This window comes from Methylotenera sp. (assembly GCF_030653755.1).
In the GTDB taxonomy this organism is placed as follows: domain Bacteria; phylum Pseudomonadota; class Gammaproteobacteria; order Burkholderiales; family Methylophilaceae; genus Methylotenera.
In genome coordinates this window covers 81,629-101,808 of the sequence record NZ_JAURYU010000027.1, presented here as the reverse complement: position 1 = coordinate 101,808, position 20,180 = coordinate 81,629, and the positions used below count along the sequence as shown (strand labels likewise).

General features: G+C 41.6%; 17 protein-coding genes and 1 tRNA gene. All 18 read left to right on the top strand.

The window, feature by feature from the left end; translation table 11 throughout:
- The first annotated feature begins 26 nt into the window (after window positions 1-26).
- The 18 genes from Q7U33_RS05545 to Q7U33_RS05460 all read left to right on the top strand — a co-directional run bounded on the left by Q7U33_RS05545 (window position 27) and on the right by Q7U33_RS05460 (window position 20,096).
- Window positions 27-623: an NADH-quinone oxidoreductase subunit C gene (locus Q7U33_RS05545; RefSeq protein ID WP_304858623.1), complete on the top strand. Its 597-nt coding sequence runs from the start codon at window positions 27-29 to the stop codon at window positions 621-623.
- Window positions 616-1,869 (top strand): NADH-quinone oxidoreductase subunit D, encoded by a 1,254-nt coding sequence (locus tag Q7U33_RS05540; RefSeq protein WP_304858622.1) that lies wholly within the window; start codon window positions 616-618, stop codon window positions 1,867-1,869. Before Q7U33_RS05545 ends, Q7U33_RS05540 begins: the two co-directional genes overlap by 8 nt.
- A 101-nt stretch (window positions 1,870-1,970) precedes the next feature.
- Entirely contained in the window at window positions 1,971-2,444 is a 474-nt protein-coding gene (gene nuoE, locus Q7U33_RS05535) for an NADH-quinone oxidoreductase subunit NuoE (RefSeq protein ID WP_304858621.1), read from the top strand.
- Window positions 2,444-3,760 carry an NADH-quinone oxidoreductase subunit NuoF gene (nuoF, locus tag Q7U33_RS05530; RefSeq protein ID WP_304858620.1) on the top strand — a complete coding sequence of 439 codons (1,317 nt, stop codon included), beginning with the start codon at window positions 2,444-2,446 and terminating at the stop codon, window positions 3,758-3,760. Before nuoE ends, nuoF begins: the two co-directional genes overlap by 1 nt.
- A 25-nt stretch (window positions 3,761-3,785) precedes the next feature.
- Window positions 3,786-6,221, top strand: coding sequence for an NADH-quinone oxidoreductase subunit NuoG (gene nuoG, locus Q7U33_RS05525; RefSeq protein WP_304858619.1), 2,436 nt, complete (start codon window positions 3,786-3,788; stop codon window positions 6,219-6,221).
- Window positions 6,221-7,249, top strand: coding sequence for an NADH-quinone oxidoreductase subunit NuoH (gene nuoH, locus Q7U33_RS05520; RefSeq protein ID WP_304858618.1), 1,029 nt, complete (start codon window positions 6,221-6,223; stop codon window positions 7,247-7,249). Before nuoG ends, nuoH begins: the two co-directional genes overlap by 1 nt.
- Before the next feature lie 32 nt (window positions 7,250-7,281).
- Window positions 7,282-7,773 (top strand): NADH-quinone oxidoreductase subunit NuoI, encoded by a 492-nt coding sequence (nuoI, locus tag Q7U33_RS05515; RefSeq protein ID WP_370651987.1) that lies wholly within the window; start codon window positions 7,282-7,284, stop codon window positions 7,771-7,773.
- Between the two features lie 113 nt (window positions 7,774-7,886).
- Window positions 7,887-8,555: an NADH-quinone oxidoreductase subunit J gene (locus Q7U33_RS05510; protein WP_304858617.1), complete on the top strand. Its 669-nt coding sequence runs from the start codon at window positions 7,887-7,889 to the stop codon at window positions 8,553-8,555.
- On the top strand, window positions 8,555-8,860 hold the full coding sequence (gene nuoK, locus Q7U33_RS05505; RefSeq protein WP_019897883.1) for an NADH-quinone oxidoreductase subunit NuoK: 306 nt from the start codon (window positions 8,555-8,557) through the stop codon (window positions 8,858-8,860). Before Q7U33_RS05510 ends, nuoK begins: the two co-directional genes overlap by 1 nt.
- A 9-nt stretch (window positions 8,861-8,869) precedes the next feature.
- Window positions 8,870-10,900, top strand: a complete 2,031-nt coding sequence (gene nuoL, locus Q7U33_RS05500; RefSeq protein WP_304858616.1) for an NADH-quinone oxidoreductase subunit L — start codon at window positions 8,870-8,872, stop codon at window positions 10,898-10,900.
- A gap of 21 nt (window positions 10,901-10,921) precedes the next feature.
- On the top strand, window positions 10,922-12,421 hold the full coding sequence (locus Q7U33_RS05495; RefSeq protein ID WP_304858615.1) for an NADH-quinone oxidoreductase subunit M: 1,500 nt from the start codon (window positions 10,922-10,924) through the stop codon (window positions 12,419-12,421).
- A gap of 3 nt (window positions 12,422-12,424) precedes the next feature.
- Window positions 12,425-13,873, top strand: a complete 1,449-nt coding sequence (gene nuoN / locus Q7U33_RS05490; protein WP_304858614.1) for an NADH-quinone oxidoreductase subunit NuoN — start codon at window positions 12,425-12,427, stop codon at window positions 13,871-13,873.
- Window positions 13,873-14,175 (top strand): DUF2818 family protein, encoded by a 303-nt coding sequence (locus Q7U33_RS05485; RefSeq protein WP_304858613.1) that lies wholly within the window; start codon window positions 13,873-13,875, stop codon window positions 14,173-14,175. Before nuoN ends, Q7U33_RS05485 begins: the two co-directional genes overlap by 1 nt.
- Before the next feature lie 187 nt (window positions 14,176-14,362).
- A complete protein-coding gene (locus Q7U33_RS05480; RefSeq protein WP_304858612.1) occupies window positions 14,363-14,905 on the top strand; it encodes an NUDIX domain-containing protein in 543 nt (180 codons plus the stop codon).
- The gene (locus Q7U33_RS05475) at window positions 14,898-15,752 is read left to right on the top strand and encodes an NAD-dependent epimerase/dehydratase family protein (RefSeq protein WP_304858611.1); all 855 of its coding nucleotides are present in this window, start codon (window positions 14,898-14,900) and stop codon (window positions 15,750-15,752) included. Before Q7U33_RS05480 ends, Q7U33_RS05475 begins: the two co-directional genes overlap by 8 nt.
- A gap of 37 nt (window positions 15,753-15,789) precedes the next feature.
- Window positions 15,790-17,067 carry a lytic murein transglycosylase gene (locus Q7U33_RS05470; RefSeq protein WP_370651989.1) on the top strand — a complete coding sequence of 426 codons (1,278 nt, stop codon included), beginning with the start codon at window positions 15,790-15,792 and terminating at the stop codon, window positions 17,065-17,067.
- Window positions 17,068-17,229: 162 nt separating this feature from the next.
- Window positions 17,230-17,306 (top strand) — tRNA-Val (locus tag Q7U33_RS05465).
- Window positions 17,307-17,936: 630 nt separating this feature from the next.
- On the top strand, window positions 17,937-20,096 hold the full coding sequence (locus Q7U33_RS05460) for a TonB-dependent receptor domain-containing protein (RefSeq protein WP_304858609.1): 2,160 nt from the start codon (window positions 17,937-17,939) through the stop codon (window positions 20,094-20,096).
- Window positions 20,097-20,180: the final 84 nt, after the last annotated feature.

The window sequence follows — 20,180 nt, the reverse complement described above, 5'->3', positions numbered from 1 at the left end:
GGGTCTGTTAAATTAAGAACAAAATTATGTCAGCTAAATTAGATCAACTATTAGCCAGTTTGCAGGCGGTGCTTGGTGAAAAAATTACTAAGCAAACTGTTGCTTTGGGTGAAGTTACCATCGAGTGTCGTGCAGAAGACTATCTCGCAGTTTGTCAATTGTTGCGTGATGGTGCAGCATTAAAGTTTGAACAGTTAATTGATTTGTGCGGTGTGGATTATCAAGAGTATGGCGATGGCAGTTATGATGGCTTACGTTATGCAGTTGTTTGCCATTTGCTTTCTGTTTCACTGAACAATCGTGTACGTCTAAGAGTATTTGCTAAGGACGAAGATTTCCCAATCCTGCCTACTTTGGTTGGTGTTTGGTCTGTGGCTAACTGGTTTGAGCGCGAAGCTTTTGACCTATATGGCATTATGTTTGAAAACCACCCAGATCTGCGTCGTTTATTGACAGATTATGGTTTCGTTGGTCACCCATTCCGTAAAGATTTCCCTATGATAGGTAACGTCGAAATGCGTTATGACCCAGAGCAGCAACGTGTAATTTATCAGCCTGTTTCTATTGAGTTGCGCAATAACGTACCTCGCGTGATTCGTAATGAAGGAGCGCATCGTGGCTGAGATTAGAAATTACACCATGAACTTTGGCCCACAACACCCTGCGGCACATGGTGTGTTGCGCTTGGTGTTAGAGTTGGATGGTGAAGTGATTCAACGTGCAGACCCTCATATTGGTTTGCTGCACCGCGGCACTGAAAAATTAGCTGAAAATCGTACCTATTTACAAAGCGTGCCTTACATGGATAGGTTGGATTACGTGTCCATGATGTCCAATGAGCATGCTTATGTGATGGCGATTGAAAAAATGCTGGGGCTTGAGGTTCCAGTGCGTGCGCAATATATTCGTGTGATGTTTGATGAGATTACGCGAGTGCTGAACCACTTGCTATGGTTGGGTGCACATGCGCTGGACGTAGGTGCGATGACGGTCTTCTTGTATGCGTTCCGTGAACGTGAAGATTTGTTTGATGTGTATGAGGCGGTTTCTGGTGCGCGTATGCATGCGGCTTACTACCGTCCTGGTGGTGTTTATCGCGACTTGCCAAACTCAATGCCGCAATATCAAGTGTCTTCTATGCGCAATGCTAAAACAGTTAAAGCGCAAAATGAGAACCGCCAAGGCTCACTTTTAGATTTTATTGAAGATTTTACAAACCGTTTCCCTACTTATATCGATGAGTACGAAACATTGTTGACGGATAACCGTATTTGGAAACAGCGCACCGTCGGTATTGGTGTGGTGAGTCCAGAGCGTGCTTTGGCGCTAGGTATGACTGGCCCAATGTTGCGTGGCTCAGGTATCGAGTGGGATTTGCGTAAAAAGCAACCTTACGAGGTTTATGCTGACTTGGATTTTGATATTCCAGTAGGTGTTAATGGCGATTGTTACGATCGTTACTTGGTGCGTATGGAAGAGTTCAGGCAATCTAACCGTATTATCAAACAGTGTGTGGATTGGTTACGTAAAAATCCAGGCCCTGTGATTACCTCTGATAATAAAGTGGCACCTCCGAACCGTGAAGGTATGAAAACCAACATGGAAGACCTAATTCACCACTTTAAACTGTTCACTGAAGGTTTTCATGTGCCAGCTGGTGAAGCGTACGCTGCGGTTGAGCATCCAAAGGGTGAGTTTGGTATTTATATGGTGTCAGATGGTGCCAATAAGCCTTATCGCTTAAAAATTCGCGCACCAGGGTTTCCGCATTTAGCTGCTTTAGATGAGATGACTAGAGGGCATATGATTGCTGACTTGGTTGCAATCATCGGTACTCAAGATATCGTTTTCGGGGAAATTGACCGATGAACGTAGTCTTTAATACTTATTCACAGTTATTTTTATTGTTGTTTGCATTTTCGTCATTGCCGTGTGCGTTATTGCGCTGCTCGGAGTAGGAATCAATTAGTATGTTAAGCCCAGAAGCAATCACTAAAATAGATTATGAGTTGACAAAGTACCCTGCTGACCAACGGCAAGCAGCGGTAATGAGTGCATTACGCATTGTACAAACTGAGCGTGGCTGGTTATCTAAAGAGAGTATTACAGAAGTAGCCCAATATCTGGGTATGCCAGAAATTGCAGCCATGGAAGTTGCTACTTTCTACAATATGTATGATTTATCCCCTGTTGGAAAATACAAGGTGACTATCTGCACTAATATTTCATGCATGCTAAGAGGCTCTGATGAAATCGTGAGTCATTTGCAAACTAAACTAGGTGTTGGTTTTAATGAAGTTACGCCAGATGGTAATTTCTGTTTAAAAGAAGGTGAGTGCATGGGTTGTTGTGGTGGTGCGCCTTTGATGCATGTGAATAATACAGAAATGCATGAGTTCTTAACCACAGAAAAAGTTGATGCAATTATAGAGGGGCTTAAATAATGGTCGCTTCTAGTAAACCAGTAGTTAAAACCGATTTAGCGGGTCAAACTTTAGTCACCTTACGTACGCTGACAGAAGAGAATCCAGCGGCACTTGAGACTTATTTAAAATTAGGTGGCTATGCGGCATTGAAACGCATTGTGACTGAGAAAGTTAAACCTACTGACATTATTACTGAGGTTAAAACCTCTGGTTTGCGTGGCCGTGGCGGTGCGGGCTTTCCGACTGGTCTTAAATGGAGTTTCATGCCACGCTATTTTGACGGTGTAAAATATCTAGTGTGTAATACAGATGAAGGTGAACCTGGTACCTTTAAAGACAGAGATATTATTCGCTACAATCCGCACCAATTGATTGAAGGCATGGCAATTGCTGCTTACACCTTAGGTGCGCGTGTAGGCTACAACTATATTCATGGTGAGATCTGGCAAGATTACGAAATCTTTGAAGCTGCACTACATGAAGCAAAAGCGGCTGGTTATCTAGGTGAGAATCTGTTCGGAACAAGTTTTAACTTCGATCTATATGCTGTGCATGGTTATGGCGCTTATATTTGTGGTGAAGAAACTGCATTAATCGAATCCATTGAGGGTAAAAAAGGTCAGCCACGCTTTAAACCACCTTTTCCAGCCAGTTATGGTGTGTTTGGTAAGCCAACCAATGTAAATAATACTGAAAGTTACACAAGTATCCCATGGATTATGCAAAATGGCGGTCAAGCTTTTGCTGACCTAGGTGTTGCAAACTCAGGTGGTACAAAGTTGTTCTCTGTATCTGGCCATGTTGAAAAGCCAGGTAACTATGAAGTGAAGATGGGCATGCCATTCACTGAGCTGTTAGCATTGGCTGGTGGTGTTTGGAAAGGTCGTCAGTTGAAGGCGGTCATTCCTGGCGGACCATCAACTGCGGTCATGCCAGCTTCAGCAATTCTTGGCGCGACCATGGATTACGATGGACTTAGCAAGGCAAGATCAAGCCTAGGTGCAGGTTCAATGATTGTGATGGATGACACAACTTGTATGGTGAAGACCTTGCATCGTTTGTCATACTTCTTCTATGAAGAAAGCTGTGGCCAATGTACACCGTGCCGTGAAGGTACTGGATGGGTTTATCGTGTGATTGATCGTATTGTGAAAGGTCAGGGGAAGATGGAAGATTTAGACCTCCTGGCAGATATTAGTAACAATATTGCAGGTCGCACAATATGTGCACTGGGTGAAGCTGCTGCAACGCCAGTGTTAAGTTTCATTAAGCATTTCAGGCCAGAGTTTGAATACTATATTCAACATGGCAAGAGCATGGTTGACGGTAAATAAACTGTAAAGACGGTAAAAATACATAATGTTGAATATTGAAATAGATGGTAAATCGATAGAAGTCGAACACGGCAGCACCATTATTGATGCGGCTGATAAAGTCGGTATTGCGATCCCACGTTTTTGCTACCACCCAAAACTGTCTGTGGCAGCCAACTGTCGGATGTGTTTGGTGCAGGTAGAGAAATTTAACAAGCCATTGCCAGCGTGTGCAACACCAGTTGCCGATGGTATGAAGATTTTTACTCGATCAAAATCTGCGATTGAAGCGCAGCAAAGCGTAATGGAGTTTTTACTGATTAATCACCCGTTAGATTGCCCAATTTGCGATCAAGGTGGCGAGTGTGATTTGCAGGATGTCGCTGTTGCTTATGGTGTAAGCGGCTCTCGCTACACCGAAGAAAAGCGTGTTGTTTTTAATAAAAACATCGGCCCATTAGTGAGCACCGATATGACGCGCTGTATTCAGTGCACACGTTGTGTACGCTTCTTGAAAGAAGTGGGCGGCATGCAAGAGTTAGGCATGATTGGACGTGGTGAGCATGCTGAAATTACAGCATATGTTGATAAGAGTGTTAACTCAGAGTTGTCTGGCAATATTATTGATTTGTGCCCAGTTGGCGCATTAACAAGTAAGCCCTTTAGATATTCTGCACGTAGCTGGGAATTAACACGCAGACCAAGTATTGCTGCGCACGATAGCTTGGGCTCGCATATTGAAGTGCACGTAAAAGATAATAAAGTCATGCGTGTGTTACCACGTGAGAAAGAAAGCATCAACGAGTGCTGGTTGTCAGACCGTGACCGTTTTTCATATGAAGGTCTTAATAGCGCAGATCGTCTAAAAGTACCGATGATTAAACATAACGGTGCTTGGGTTGAAACTGACTGGAAAACTGCGCTTGAGTTTGCCGCTGGTCAATTAAAAGACATCACCAATGAATATGGTAGCGAAGCATTAGGTGTTTTAGTTTCACCTAATAGCACGATGGAAGAAGGCTATTTGGCTAAAAAGCTTGCTAATGGTTTAGCTTGCGGTAATGTCGATTATCGTTTGCGCCAAACTGACTTTAGATTAGATGGCAAGCGTCTAGGTACGCCATGGATGGGTTGTAATATTCATGAAATCGAAGAACTCGATCGCATTATTGTAATCGGCTCCAATCTTCGTAATGAGCATCCATTATTAGCGCAACGTTTCCGTAGAGCAGTCGCTAATGGTGCAGAGTTGTCTGTAGTGAGTCCTTTAGATAATGACCCATTGATGCCGATTGCACATAAAGTGATTGTGCGACCAAACGACATGGTGAATGTGTTGGGTCAAATACTGAAAGCGATGTCTGGTTTACAACGACTATCATTATGTTTACCTCCAACGCTTACTGCGCTGTTGGAAGACATTAAAGTGCGACCAAATACTCAAGCCATTGCAGAGAGTTTGGCTGGGCATGGTAAGGACTATGACTTAATCGCACCTAAAGTTGGTATCTTCTTAGGTAATATGGCATTAAGCGACCCACGTTTTACTGAAATGTACAGCTTGGCTGAAGCGATTGGTGGTATTACGGGTGCTAAGGGTGGCATATTGCCTGCCGCAGCAAACAGTACTGGTATGCATATGATGGGAGTGATGCCATCAAGTACAGGTATGCATGCACGCGCAATGCTAGAAGTGCCACGTAAAGCTTACTTGTTATTGAATATTGAGCCAGAGTTAGATTGCCAACATGCTGCATTAGCAAAAGCTGCGATGGAAAAAGCTGAATGTGTGGTTGCATTGACTGCTTATAAGTCACAAGCACTAGACCATGCTGATATCTTATTGCCTATCACACCGTTCACTGAAACATCAGGTACTTTTATGAGTATGGAAGGCCGCGTACAGAGCTTTGCGGCAGCGGTAAGACCTTTAGGTGAGTCTCGACCAGCTTGGAAAGTACTACGTGTGCTAGCAAATACACTAGGATTAGATGGTTTTGATTTCGAATCAAGCGAGCAAGTCAAAGATGCGATTTTTGCGGGTGAAAAACCATCAGCTGTGGTTTGGCGTAGTTTGAATAATAACTTAAGAGAACTGGTTGAGATTCAGGTAAATATTAAGCATGATGGCTTGCAACGTATAGGTGAGGTGCCACAATACGAATCAGACCCGATTGTTAGACGCTCACCGCCATTACAAAAAACTAAATATAACATCAAGCCTATGGCGCGTATGTGTGGCCGTCAATTAGCGGCGTTAGACTTGGTTGACGGTGATCATGTGCTGGTGAAACAAGATAAAGGCAGTGCGGTATTAACTGTACGTTTAGATGAACATGTGGCAATGGGTTGCGTGCGTGTGGCAGCAGCTCATGAAGTAACAACAGGCCTTGGTGATTTGATGGGTGATATCACAGTTGAAAAGCTATCTCCACAGCGATTACAAGACATTAATAAAAACATTACGGAAGCGCGTGCCTAATGGAATGGTTATCAAATCTATTTGGTAGTTACTGGCCAGCAGTTGAAATCACTGGCTGGACTTTGATTAAAATTGTCGCAATTGTGGCGCCATTGATGGGTGCTGTGGCCTATCTTACTTTAGCCGAGCGAAAAGTCATCGGTTACATGCAAGTGCGTATCGGGCCTAACCGTGTTGGTTATTTTGGTTTGTTACAACCGTTAGCGGATGGTATTAAATTACTATTTAAAGAGGTAATTCTACCTACAGCCTCTAATAAAGCCTTGTTTTTACTAGGGCCTGTATTGGCGATTGCACCAGCATTTGCAGCTTGGGCAGTGGTGCCATTTGATTTGAATATGGTGCTCGCAGATATTGATGCTGGTTTACTCTACATTCTGGCCATGACATCTGTGGCTGTTTATGGTGTGATCATTGCAGGTTGGGCTTCTAACTCTAAATACGCGTTTTTAGGTAGTTTGCGTTCAGCTGCTCAAATTGTTTCATATGAAATCGCCATGGGCTTTGCGCTCGTAGGTGTATTAATGTGTGCAAACAGTTTGAACCTAGGCAAGATTGTGTTGGGTCAAGAGGGTGGTTTTTGGCATTGGTACTTCATCCCATTATTCCCTTTGTTTATTGTTTACTTTATTAGTGCTGTGGCTGAAACAAACCGCGCACCGTTTGACGTGGCTGAGGGTGAGTCTGAAATTGTTGCGGGTTTTCACGTAGAATATTCAGGCATGGCATTTGCAGTCTTCTTTCTAGCTGAGTACGCTAATATGATTTTAGTGTCGATGCTTGCTGCACTCATGTTCTTGGGAGGGTGGTTGTCACCAGTCCCATTCATTCCAGATAGCTTCTTATGGTTGCTTGCTAAAGTTGGCTTCCTTTTATTCTTATTTTTATGGTTTAGGGCAACATTTCCACGCTACCGTTATGACCAAATCATGCGCTTAGGCTGGAAAGTGTTTATTCCAATTACTATTGTGTGGATTGTATTTGTTGGTGGCATGATGCAAACTCCTTGGGCTCATTTGTTTCACTAGATTTAGTGATTAGGCTTTGAATAAATTAAATTATGATTAAATCGATTAAACAAACATTAGGCAGCTTAATGTTATGGGAGCTGCTCAAAGGGATGGCGTTAACAGGCCGTTACTTTTTTGCACCTAAAATCACGGTTCAATACCCCGAAGAGAATACACCTCAATCCAACCGATTCCGTGGTTTACACGCATTACGTCGTTACCCAAATGGTGAAGAGCGTTGCATTGCTTGTAAACTTTGTGAGGCTGTTTGTCCTGCGATGGCGATTACGATTGAGTCTGAACAGCGCGATGACAATACTCGACGCACCACACGTTATGATATTGATCTGACTAAATGCATTTTTTGTGGCTTGTGTGAAGAGTCCTGCCCTGTTGATTCAATTGTAGAAACACGTGTGTTTGATTATCACGGTGAGCAACGTGGTGATTTGTTGTATACAAAAGAAATGCTTTTAGCTGTTGGTGATAAACATGAAAAACAAATCGCAGCAGACAGAGCGCAAGATAAGGTCTTTAGATAGGCTAAATCGTTTAGAAAGAAATAACAAGTTAAGCAACAGATTTCAAGTATCAGATTTACAGTGAAGCCTTCATACATCGTTTAAGCACTTTTAATAGATAACCATTTAACAATATGACTTTTTTTGGCTTGCATTTTCAAGACATCGTTTTTTATACACTTGCAATCATTTTGCTGATTGCAGGATTACGTGTCATCACAACGCGTAACCCTGTTTATGCGGCACTTTATCTTGTGTTGGCATTCTTTACCGCAGCGGGGATATGGCTGTTACTTGAGGCTGAGTTCCTAGCAATTGCGTTGGTACTAGTCTATGTTGGCGCGGTGATGGTGCTGTTCTTATTCGTGGTGATGATGCTTGATATCAACTTAGATAAGTTGCGCGAAGGATTTTGGAAGGCACTACCAGTAGCGTTACCAGTAGGCGGATTAATGGCAGTGGAAATGGTCATGATTGTAGGTGCACGTAACTTTGGCACTGATCTTGTTGCAGCACCTGTTGCGCGACCAGCTGACTACAGTAATACAGCTGAATTGGGTCGAGTGTTATATACCGATTACTTACTGCCTTTTGAGCTAGCCTCGGTTGTATTGTTAGTCGCTATTGTAGCGGCGATTGCACTGACATTACGGGATCGTAAAGACAGCAAGTCTATGGATCCTGCTAAACAAGTGCTGGCAAAAAAAGCAGACAGACTCAGAATTGTAAAAATGGATGCTGTTGTGGAAAAAGATGACGTTGCAGATGCATCAGCTCAAGCTGATGATAAAGGGGCTAAATAATGGTCGGTTTATCTCATTACCTCATTTTAGGGGCATTGCTGTTTGCAATCAGTGTCATTGGTATTTTTCTAAATCGAAAAAATGTCATTATTTTATTGATGGCAATTGAGTTAATGCTATTGGCAGTTAACCTTAACTTTATTGCCTTCTCTCATTATCTTAATGATATTGCAGGACAGGTTTTTGTTTTTTTTATTTTAACGGTGGCAGCTGCAGAGTCAGCCATCGGCTTAGCGATATTGGTCGTGTTGTTTAGAAATTTACGCACAATTAATGTTGACGATTTAGACAGTTTGAAAGGCTAAGTGTTTAGCATGACTATGCAACAAATTTATCTTGCAATCCCTCTGCTACCTTTATTGGCCGCGATTATTATCGGTCTATTTGGTAAGCATCTGCCTAGAGCTGCCGCGCATGTAGTCACCATCGCTGGCGTGGCACTTTCTTTTGCTTTGTCAGTGTATGTGCTAAAAGATGCCATGGTTAGTCAACCTTATAATGAGACAGTGTACTCTTGGTTAAAAAGTGGAAATTTCTCATTTGAGATTGGCTTTTTAATCGACAGACTCAGTGCCATGATGATGGTTGTCGTCACCTTTGTTTCATTGATGGTGCATATTTACACCATCGGTTATATGCATGAAGACAAAGGGTATGCACGTTTCTTTAGTTATATCTCTCTGTTCACCTTCTCTATGTTGATGTTGGTGATGAGCAATAATTTCATGCAGCTATTTTTCGGTTGGGAAGCAGTGGGTTTGGTTTCTTATCTGTTGATTGGTTTCTGGTACACACGCCCAACAGCGATTTATGCTAATTTGAAAGCATTTTTAGTAAACCGTGTTGGTGACTTTGGTTTTCTCCTAGGTATTGGCTTGGTCTTGTACCATTTTGGTAGCCTTGATTACGCGGCTGTATTTTCAGTTGCCCCAGAAATGGCAGATACCAAGATTAATTTAATAGGTAGTGCGTCTTGGTCATTGATGACCGTTACCTGTATTTTGTTATTTATTGGTGCAATGGGTAAATCAGCACAGGTGCCGTTGCATGTATGGTTGCCAGACTCAATGGAAGGCCCAACGCCTATTTCAGCATTAATCCATGCGGCTACGATGGTGACGGCAGGTATATTCATGGTGGCACGTATGTCACCATTGTTTGAGTTGTCATCAACAGCATTATCGTTTGTGATTATTATTGGTAGCATCACTGCACTGTTTATGGGCTTTTTGGGTATTATCCAGAACGACATCAAGCGCGTAGTTGCTTACTCTACATTGTCACAATTAGGGTATATGACGGTTGCATTAGGTGCTTCTGCATATTCTGTGGCTATCTTCCATTTAATGACACATGCCTTCTTTAAAGCCTTGTTATTTTTGGGTGCTGGTGCAGTGATTATGGGTATGCATCATGATCAAGATATCCGCAACATGGGTAACCTGAAAAAATATATGCCAGTGACATGGATTACGTCATTGATTGGTTCACTTGCTCTAATTGGTACACCGCTACTTTCAGGTTTCTATTCTAAAGATAGCATTATTGAAGCGGCTAAATTCTCTACGGTAACAGGTAGTGGGTTTGCGTACTTTGCCGTGCTCACTGGTGTGTTTGTGACAGCGTTCTATAGCTTCCGTATGTATTTCTTAGTGTTCCACGGAAAAGAAAAATGGCGTGAGGTAAAGCATGATGCACATCATGACGCAGACCACCATGATGAAGAACATCACCATGGTTTGAGCCCAACAGATGATCCGCATGAGCCTGGATGGGTTGTGAAGTTACCATTGATTTTATTAGCGATTCCATCATTGGCAATTGGCTATTTTGCCATCGAACCGATGCTCTTCGGTGATTTCTTTAAAGGCGTTATCTTTGTGGATGCACATGCGCATCCTGCAATGCACGAGCTAACACACCATTGGCATACGATATTCCATTCGCCATTAGGTATGGCAATACATGGCTTGATGACATTGCCATTCGCATTAGCTGCATCAGGTGTTGCCTTGGCATGGTTCTTCTACATGATGCGTCCAGATATTCCTGCTGCGATTCAAAAGCGTTTTAGCTTAATTAACAAAGTATTAGAAAACAAATATGGTTTTGATAGCTTTAATGATCGCTTCTTTGCTGCTGGGTCACGCTTTTTAGGCAATAAACTATGGCAAATAGGTGACGTTAAAATTATCGACGGCGCTATGGTGAATGGCACAGCTAATTTAATTGGTAAGTTGTCTGGTGTTGTTCGCAAGTTGCAAAGTGGTTTGATTTACCACTATGCATTTGCGATGATTATTGGCGTGTTTTTAATGCTATCTCTTGGTCTTTTAAAGATTTAATTCTTTTCTAAAGTATAAAAAATGCTTGATTACTTTTTGCAACATATCCTTAGTTTTGCCATCTGGTTGCCAATACTGGCGGGCGGTTTGGTATTGTTTACTGCGAATGACAGTAAACCTAACTTAACGCGCTGGGCCGCATTGTTTGGTAGTGTGGTCAGCTTTTTAGTGACTATTCCACTCTATACACACTTTAACTTTGCTGATGGCGGGTTTCAGTTCCAAGAGCGCTTCCTTTGGATTATGTCTTTTAATATTCATTATCATTTAGGTGCTGATGGTATTGCGATTCCTTTAATCTTGCTCACTAGTTTTACCACTGTCATTGTAGTGATTTCAGCTTGGGAAGTGATTGAAAAGCGTGTTGCACAATATATGGCCTCATTCTTGATTATGAGTGGTCTGATGATTGGTGTATTTAGTGCCTTAGATGCAATTCTCTACTATGTGTTCTGGGAGGCGATGTTAATCCCAATGTTCCTTGTGATTGGTATTTGGGGTGGTCCTAATCGTGTTTATGCGACAGTGAAGTTCTTTCTATATACGCTACTAGGTTCGCTACTTATGTTAGTGGCGTTTATCTACATGTTCCATCAAACGGGTAGCTTTGCGATTACTGATTACTATCAATTGCCAATGCCTTTAAATGTACAAGTGCTTATTTTCTTGGCGTTTTTTGCTGCGTTTGCAGTCAAAATTCCAATGTGGCCAGTACATACTTGGTTGCCAGATGCACACGTTGAGGCACCGACAGGCGGTTCTGTAGTATTGGCTGCGATTGCACTGAAATTAGGTGGTTACAGTTTCTTACGTTTTGCAATGCCTATCGCACCAGATGCAGCACATCATCTATCAGGCTTTATGATTGCATTGTCACTGATTGCGATTGTGTATATTGCATTAGTGGCATTGGTGCAAAAAGACATGAAAAAGCTGATTGCGTATTCTTCAATTTCGCATATGGGCTTTGTGACATTAGGCTTTTTTATCTTCAATAACTTAGGTTTGGAAGGTGCAGTTGTACAAATGATTTCACACGGGTTCATTTCTGCAGCTATGTTCTTGTGTGTAGGCGTGCTGTATGACCGTGTACATAGCCGTCAAATAGATGCTTATGGTGGCGTGGCAAACACGATGCCAGTGTTTGCTGCTTTCGCAGTATTGTTTGCCATGGCAAACAGTGGCTTACCTGGTACTTCTGGTTTTGTAGGTGAGTTCATGGTGATTTTAGGCGCTATTCAAGTTAATTTCTGGTATGCGTTCTTAGCGTCATTTACATTGATATTTGGCGCTGCTTATACATTATGGATGGTAAAGCGCGTATTTTACGGTGAGGTGGCTAATGCCAATGTTGCCGCGCTTAAAGACTTAAATAAACGTGAGTTTTTAATATTGGCGATATTGGCAATATTAGTATTGGCATTAGGTGTTTACCCACAGCCGCTTACTGATATGACCAATGCAACGGTTACTCAACTTCTTTCACATCTAGCAAATAGCAAGCTGCCAGTAGGCTTATAAGTCATGGAAAATATACGTTACGACCTCATTACCGCCTTGCCTGAAATCATCCTATTAGGGATGGCAATGCTTGTATTAATTACTGATCTGTTTTTAAAACAGTCTAATCGGATTGCAATATACGGCTTGTCACAACTAGGTTTGCTTTTAGCGGCTTACTTTACGGTAACTACGCATGTACCAAGCGTTGGTTATGCATTTACTGGCACATTTGTTGATGACACCTTGGCTGATGTTTTAAAGCTGATGATTTATCTAGGGACCTCATTGATATTTGTCTACACTAGACAATACATTCAACTGCGTAATATGTTCCGTGGTGAGTTTTATGCACTTGTCCTGTTCTCAGTCGTTGGCATGATGATTATGGTGTCAGGCCAAAGTATGTTAACGCTGTATATTGGTTTAGAGTTGCTATCTCTTAGTCTGTACGCTTTAGTGGCATTAGACCGTGATAATCATCGTGCGACAGAAGCAGCAATGAAGTATTTTGTATTAGGTGCTTTAGCATCGGGTATGTTGCTGTATGGTATGAGCATGATTTACGGTATGACAGGTAGCTTAAATATCTCAGACATTAACCATGCATTAATGAGTGGCGCTAGAATTCACTCTGTATTGGTCTTAGGTTTAGTGTTTATTGTGGCTGGCCTAGCATTTAAACTAGGTGCTGTGCCATTCCAAATGTGGGTGCCTGATGTCTATGAAGGTTCACCAACTGCGATGACGATGTTGATTAGTTCAGTGCCTAAACTAGCAGCATTTGCTTTTGTGATTCGTCTTTTGGCTCAAGCTTTGCCAACATTGGCCATTGACTGGCAGCAAATGTTGTTAATTATGGCTGTACTGTCGATAGTGCTTGGTAACGTGACTGCAATTGCACAAACTAATATTAAACGTATGTTGGCATACTCAACCATCTCTCATGTTGGCTTTGTGTTGCTCGGTTTGATGAGTGCAAGTGGTAATGGTTATGTTTCTGCCATGTTCTATATTGCTAGTTATGTGGTCATGACGCTTGCTGGTTTCGGTATTATCCTTTTGTTATCACGCAAGGGGTTTGAAGCAGAAAACTTAAGCGATTTAAAAGGTCTGAATCAGCGTAGCCCTTGGATTGCCTTTTTAATGCTTATCGTGATGTTCAGCATGGCAGGCGTTCCACCAACCTTAGGTTTCTATGCTAAGTTCGCAGTGTTGCAAGCTGCATTGCAAGCAGGATTCTTGTGGGTGGTTGTGTTTGCAGTATTAATGGCAGTGATTGGCGCGTTTTACTACCTACGCGTAATTAAGTTAATGTACTTTGATGAGCCGCAAGATCATAGCCCGATTACTGCGCCATTTGATATGCGTGTAATTTTGAGCATTAATGCTTTGGCTTTGTTGGCGCTTGGTTTAATGCCACAAGGCCTGATGAGTATATGTTTCTATGCGATTAGTAGAAGTTTAAGCTAATGACTAATTGGGTATTGCTCGGCATTATGTTTTTAGCTGCAAACCTGCCTTGGTTTTCAGATAAGTTGTTTTATATCGTTCCTTTAAAATCTATCGATAGCACCAAGAATTTAGCTTGGTGCTTGCTTGAGTTGATTATTCTGTATTTCTTAGTTGGCGCTTTAGCAGTGTATGCCGAACAAGCAACTTTTGGACAAGTGGCGCCACAAGGGTGGGAGTTTTACGCTGTCACCAGTTTCTTATTCTTAGTGTTTGCTTTTCCAGGGTTTGTTTATAAAGTACTCTGGAAAAGAACAATCTAAACTACAGCCTTATTTGGCGGGCTAAATGTTAGTCGTTATAGGTTAGTTTTAGCTCGTCAGTATTGTTTGCTAGCCCTTACTTGAAATTTTAGTCTTCTGCTATTATCTTCCATGTGATCTTTATTAGTCTTGTGTAGGCCGATATGTCATATCTACTTTCTAATACCAGCAACAAAAAGGATTTCTGATGGACTTAACGGAGCATTGTATTAGCACCGAAGATTTAGCTAAGGGTGATTTTCTTTGTGTTAAACGAGACCAAGTTCGCCTACCTAGCGGCCATGTAAGTCAGCGCGAATATGTCACGCATCCAGGAGCCGTTGTGATTGTTCCATTATTGAATAATGGAAATGTCGTATTAGAGCGCCAATTTAGATATCCCTTAAATCAAGTTTTTATTGAGTTACCAGCTGGAAAGATAGATGCAAACGAAAGTACATTGCAAACTGGTCAAAGAGAGTTGCTGGAAGAAACTGGGTATCAAGCCCAAGACTGGGTGAAGCTAGGTGAACAGCATCCATGTATTGGATACTCTAATGAAGTGATTCATATTTACTTAGCAAGAGATCTGAAGGCAGGCGTTAGTCATTTAGATGTTGATGAGGCCTTGGAGGTGTTTGAACTCCCACTGTCAGAAGCTATTAAGTTAATACAACAGGGTGAAATTACAGATAGTAAGACGATTGTGGCGTTATTTCTCACAGAAAAGTACATACAGAATAATGAATAAGACATCCTCATTGAAAGTCTTGATAGTAGGCTTTGGTGATCTAGGTGGTGCTATTGCAGAGCGGTTAACGTGTTTAGAGATGCACGTTTATGGCGTTGCTAGAAGCCAAAAGACAGTTGATGGCGTTGAAATGGTTCAGGCGGATGTCACTGAGCCAGCATCACTTGATCGATTACGCGATATTCATCCTGATATGATTGTTTATTGCGTTTCAGCTAGCGGACAAACTGATGCTCAATATAAGCAAGCATATGTAGATGGTTTGCGTAATGTATTAATGACACAGGTTAATAATCATCAATTAAAACATGTGTTTTTTGTGTCAAGCACACGCGTATATGGTCAAGAGACGGACGACATTCTAGATGAGGCTGTTACACCGTTGCCAATCGATTTTGGCGGTGAGCGGTTATTAGAAGCTGAGTCATTGTTAGTAGGATTGTCATGTGACACTACCGTACTAAGGTTGTCAGGTATTTACGGTCCAGGTCGCTTGCGTATGATTAACCTTGCAAAAGCACCAGAGCGTTGGCCGCAAAACAATAGCTGGACTAATCGAATACATCGTGACGATGCGGCTTCGTTTGTGGTGTTTCTAATCCAGAAATTATTAGCAGGCAAATCCATCAGTCCTTGTTATATCGTAACAGATGCTAAACCTGTGAGTCAGTATGAAGTGCTTGCTTGGATTGCATCACAACTGGCATTAAAACAACCTGAGCCAATGCAAGTAAACGGTGGTAAACGCTTAACTAACCAAGCGATGCTGGCAACAGGTTTTTTACTGAAATATCCTGATTATCTGGTTGGCTATCATGCCTTATTGCAGGAACTCACCATTGAATAAATTTAGATATCTACATTTAGCCTTTGTTATCTGTACTATGTTTTTTGCATGCAATGTTACGGCTAAAGAAGACTTTTCTGTGTGGCTTCAGAATCTAAGATACGAGGCAAAATCTCTGGGTATCTCAGATAGCACCACCCTTAATTTTGTCAATCGCACCAAATTCTTACCTAACGTAATTAAGCAAGATAGAGCGCAACCAGAGTTTATTAGCCCATTTTTAGATTATTTTACAAAACGGGTAGATGATAAGAAAATTCAAAAAGGGCGAGCCTTACTTGCCGAACATCAAGATTTATTGTCGCAGATAGAAGCGCAGTACGGTGTGCCTAAGCAAATACTGATTGCATTTTGGGGAATGGAAACTCAGTATGGTCAAGTAAAAGGAAACGTCGATATATTGTCTGCATTAGCCACATTAGCATATGAGGGACGCCGCTCTGATTTTTTCAGGGCGCAGTTGCTAGACGCGATGTTGATGGTTGATCTTGGTTATGTTGATATTGAACGCTTTAAAGGGTCATGGGCTGGTGCATTTGGAAATATGCAGTTTATGCCATCGACATTTATGTTTTACGCGGTAGATGGTGACGCTGATGGCATTATTGATGTTGTTAACTCATTGCCTGATGCGTTTGCTTCTGCCGCGCACTATCTTGCTAAAATTGGATGGCGCAAGCATGAACCTGTGATGATAGAAGTTAAGTTGCCCAATGATTTTGATTGGCAAAGTGCACAATTAGCCATTAGGAAAGCACCTAAAGATTGGATTGATTTGGGTGTGGAGTTTTATTTAGCTGAGCCTAAAAGTACAGATGTTACTAAGTTCACGGATGTTGAAGGCGCGCGAGCAGAAAACAGTCAAATGAATACACAAATCGAGTTTTTCCTGACGCAGTCGCAAGTCATTACTAAAGCTAAACTGTATAGTAATATCAATGTCGAAAGGCAAGCCTCTATCATACTGCCACAAGGATGGCAGGGCCCCGCCTTTATGGTGTTTGATAATTTTGACATTATTATGGACTGGAATCGGTCAGTTAATTATGCACTTTCTGTCGCGCAGTTGGCGAAACAGATACATCAAGAGCCCAGCATATTGGGCGGCGATTTTGCAGAAAGTGGCGCGCTTAGCTATCAACAAATGCAAGATTTACAGAATAGACTAAATCAACAAGGGTTTGATGCTGGCAAGGCAGATGGTTTGCCAGGATTGCAAACACAAGCCGCCGTACGCGCTTATCAATTAAAGCAGCAATTACCAGCAGATGGCTATGCAAGCCCTAGTCTGTATCAAAAATTATTATTACACTAAGACGCTTGCATATCCCTAATGCTGATTTAAGATATTTTGAAATTGAGTTGCTATTTATGTTTGCGCCTAATGCCACAATCAGCTAAAATCGTGCCCTGTTTAGAATTGCTAAACTCCGTACGAATAAGTATTCACTTTTAGCAGTTCGGAAACATCAAACATAGGCGGTTAGCTCAGTTGGTTAGAGCGCTTGGTCGACATCCAAGAGGTCAGCAGTTCGAATCTGCTACTGCCTACCAGTTACAATAAATCAAGTTTTTTCATAGTTCGTCATTCCTCTTCAAAGCTCCCTACAAAATAAGCTGAAAGCATTCACTGACAGCCATTGTTGTTATTCTGTGCTTACAAAATGGCTCACAAATCATTATGTATAAACAAGCCTAGCCAAAATGCTTTAGGGTGTCATGTAAGGTGTCGTAAAAGTAAGCTTAGGGTATTGGCATGCTGACAAGAGATAGACGTCTTTAACGTCCAAGTCCTAGCAATACAATCGTATTGAGGTATCTACCAAATTTATCGCTACTTAAAAATCAGAAGATGGTAAATCTAACCGGTCTTTTATGTTTCCCCAACTACCTTTCCTAGATATTCACGTTAACCCTCAATATTAATAGTGACTAAAGTTTTTCTTATCAAAGCATATTAGGTCATCATCATTTTATTGGTTGATATACTTCATGTGGTGGTTGTTATCAACCATAGCTCATCCAAAACTTACTTGTATTATTTAAATTGTATGAAATTTATATGATTAAAATCATATTGTTATGATTTATTATGGAATCTCGCCAAGTTGGAACAGGCTTTGCATATAGTGCTTGCTAAAAGTTTTTAAACTTTTTCCTGTTATGATCTTGGAGAGTATTTTAATGATAAAAAATTTTAATCGAAAAAAAAGCGCGATTGCAGTAGCTTTCGCATGTTCAGTGATAGCTACATTTTCTCATGCTGATGAATCAATCAAATTAGACAAAGTAGAAGTCACAGGTATTTTGCCTGAGAAATTAGAGTCAGTGCCTGGCTCTTTTAACGTGGTTGATGAGAAAGAGTTGGAAACGCGTCGCCCATTTTCCATACAGGAAGCATTAAATAATGTACCAGGTGTGCATGTTGTCGGTGAAGGTGCTCAAAGTTTAAATTTAAACATTGGTGTTCGTGGTTTAAATCCACGCCGTACTTCACGTACGCTTTTGCTTGAAGATGGTATGCCGTTATTCTTGGCTCCATATGGCGATCCATCTGCGCACTATGCCACACCTTTAGAGCGTGTACAGCGAATTGAGATTGTTAAAGGTTCAGGTCAGGTGTTGTATGGCCCTCAAACTGTAGGTGGTATGATTAACTTTGTTACAAAGCCTATTCCTAAAGAGGGTTTTGCGGGTAGCGTTTCTGCAACGGCAGGCAGTAACGATTTTAGAGGTGTTCATTTTAACTTGGGTTACGGTGGTGAGCGTGGCGGTATTATGGTTGATGCCTTGAACAGAAAGGGTGATGGCATTCGTAAAGATCACGACTTTGAAGTGAATGATGTTACGCTGAAAGGTTTGTTGAATCTAACAGAGACGCAGTCTTTAATGGCAAAAGTCGGCTGGTATGAGGAGAACTCACACTATACCGAGGCGGGATTAGATGCAGCTCGATACAACGCTGACCCCACTGCAAACCCTTTTGGTAAAAACGATACATTTGAACATGAGCGCAAGAGTCTGCAATTAGTGCATAATTGGGCTATTAATGACACGGCTAAACTTACTACGCAAGCTTACTATGTTAATTCAGAGCGGGCCTCTTATAGGCAAACTGATGAGTCGCTTGATCAAATGACAAGGTCACCTGACGGGGTAAATAATATTGCAACCTGTCCTGGAGCCTCAAGACGTGATTATGAAAACTTTGCAAATCTTTGTGGTAATAAAATGCGACCGCGTGAATATGCTTATTGGGGAGTAGAGCCGCGCTTAGACTTTAGCCATAACCTATTCGGTCTTAACAGTGATGCTGTGCTAGGTTTCCGCTACCACGAAGAGGATATTAATCGTAAGCGTTACAATGGTGCTACACCAAGAGCACGTGAAAATGATCCAGGAAGTGCTTTGCGTGATGATAGTGATATTCAAGTTGAGTCAATGGCGCTTTATGGTCAGAACACTTTCTTCTTGGGTGATTTTGCTTTAACACCAGGATTAAGAGTAGAGCGCTTGAAGCAAACGAACAAACTGAAAACTGTTAATTTTGTTGCATCTGGATTGAAAGACTCAGAAACAGAGACTACTTTGCTACCAGGTTTTGGTGTAGCTTGGAATGGCATTGCAAATACAACAGTATTTGCGGGTATTCATCGTGGTTTCGCACCTCCACGTCCAGATCGTGATTTAGACCCAACACGTGCTTTAGGCGCTTCACCTGAAAAAAGTACAAATACTGAACTGGGTTTTAGAACAAGTTATTTCAAAGGCGTAACGTTTGAATCAACATTGTTTAACATTGATTTTGATAACTTAGTAGTAGGGCCTGTTAACGGTCAATTTTTAAATGCGGGTAAATCACAACATACGGGCCTTGAAGCGGCTGGTCGTGTTGATTTTGGAACGATTTATAACACGCCGCATAACTTTTACTTGACTGCAAACTACACAAGTTTGTTTACGGCAAAATTTAAAAGAGATGCAGCTACAGATGGTATAGAAAGTGGTAACCGTCTGCCATATGCGCCTCGTGATTTAGCTTCAGTCAATTTTGGATATTCTCATCCAATCGGTATTGATGCACGTTTTGGTATTGACTACGTAAGTCAGCAATATGCTGACAATGAGAACTCAAGAGTTGAGACAGCAAATGGTCAAGATGGCATTATTCCTTCTTACACACTGCTAAATGCATCAGTTAACTTTAGGCCTGCTGGTTCTAAAGCGAGTTACTTCTTGAGTGGTCATAACTTAGCTGATAAAGAGTATTTATCTACACGTGTTGATGGTATGTTCTTAGGCCGCGGCCGTCAGGTATTTGGTGGTATTCGTTACGACTTCTGATAAAACTTTATTACTTTGCAGTGATGTAGGGTAATAAAGCATTAAACTTAAACGAGCCTTATCTGCAAAGATGGGCTCGTTTTT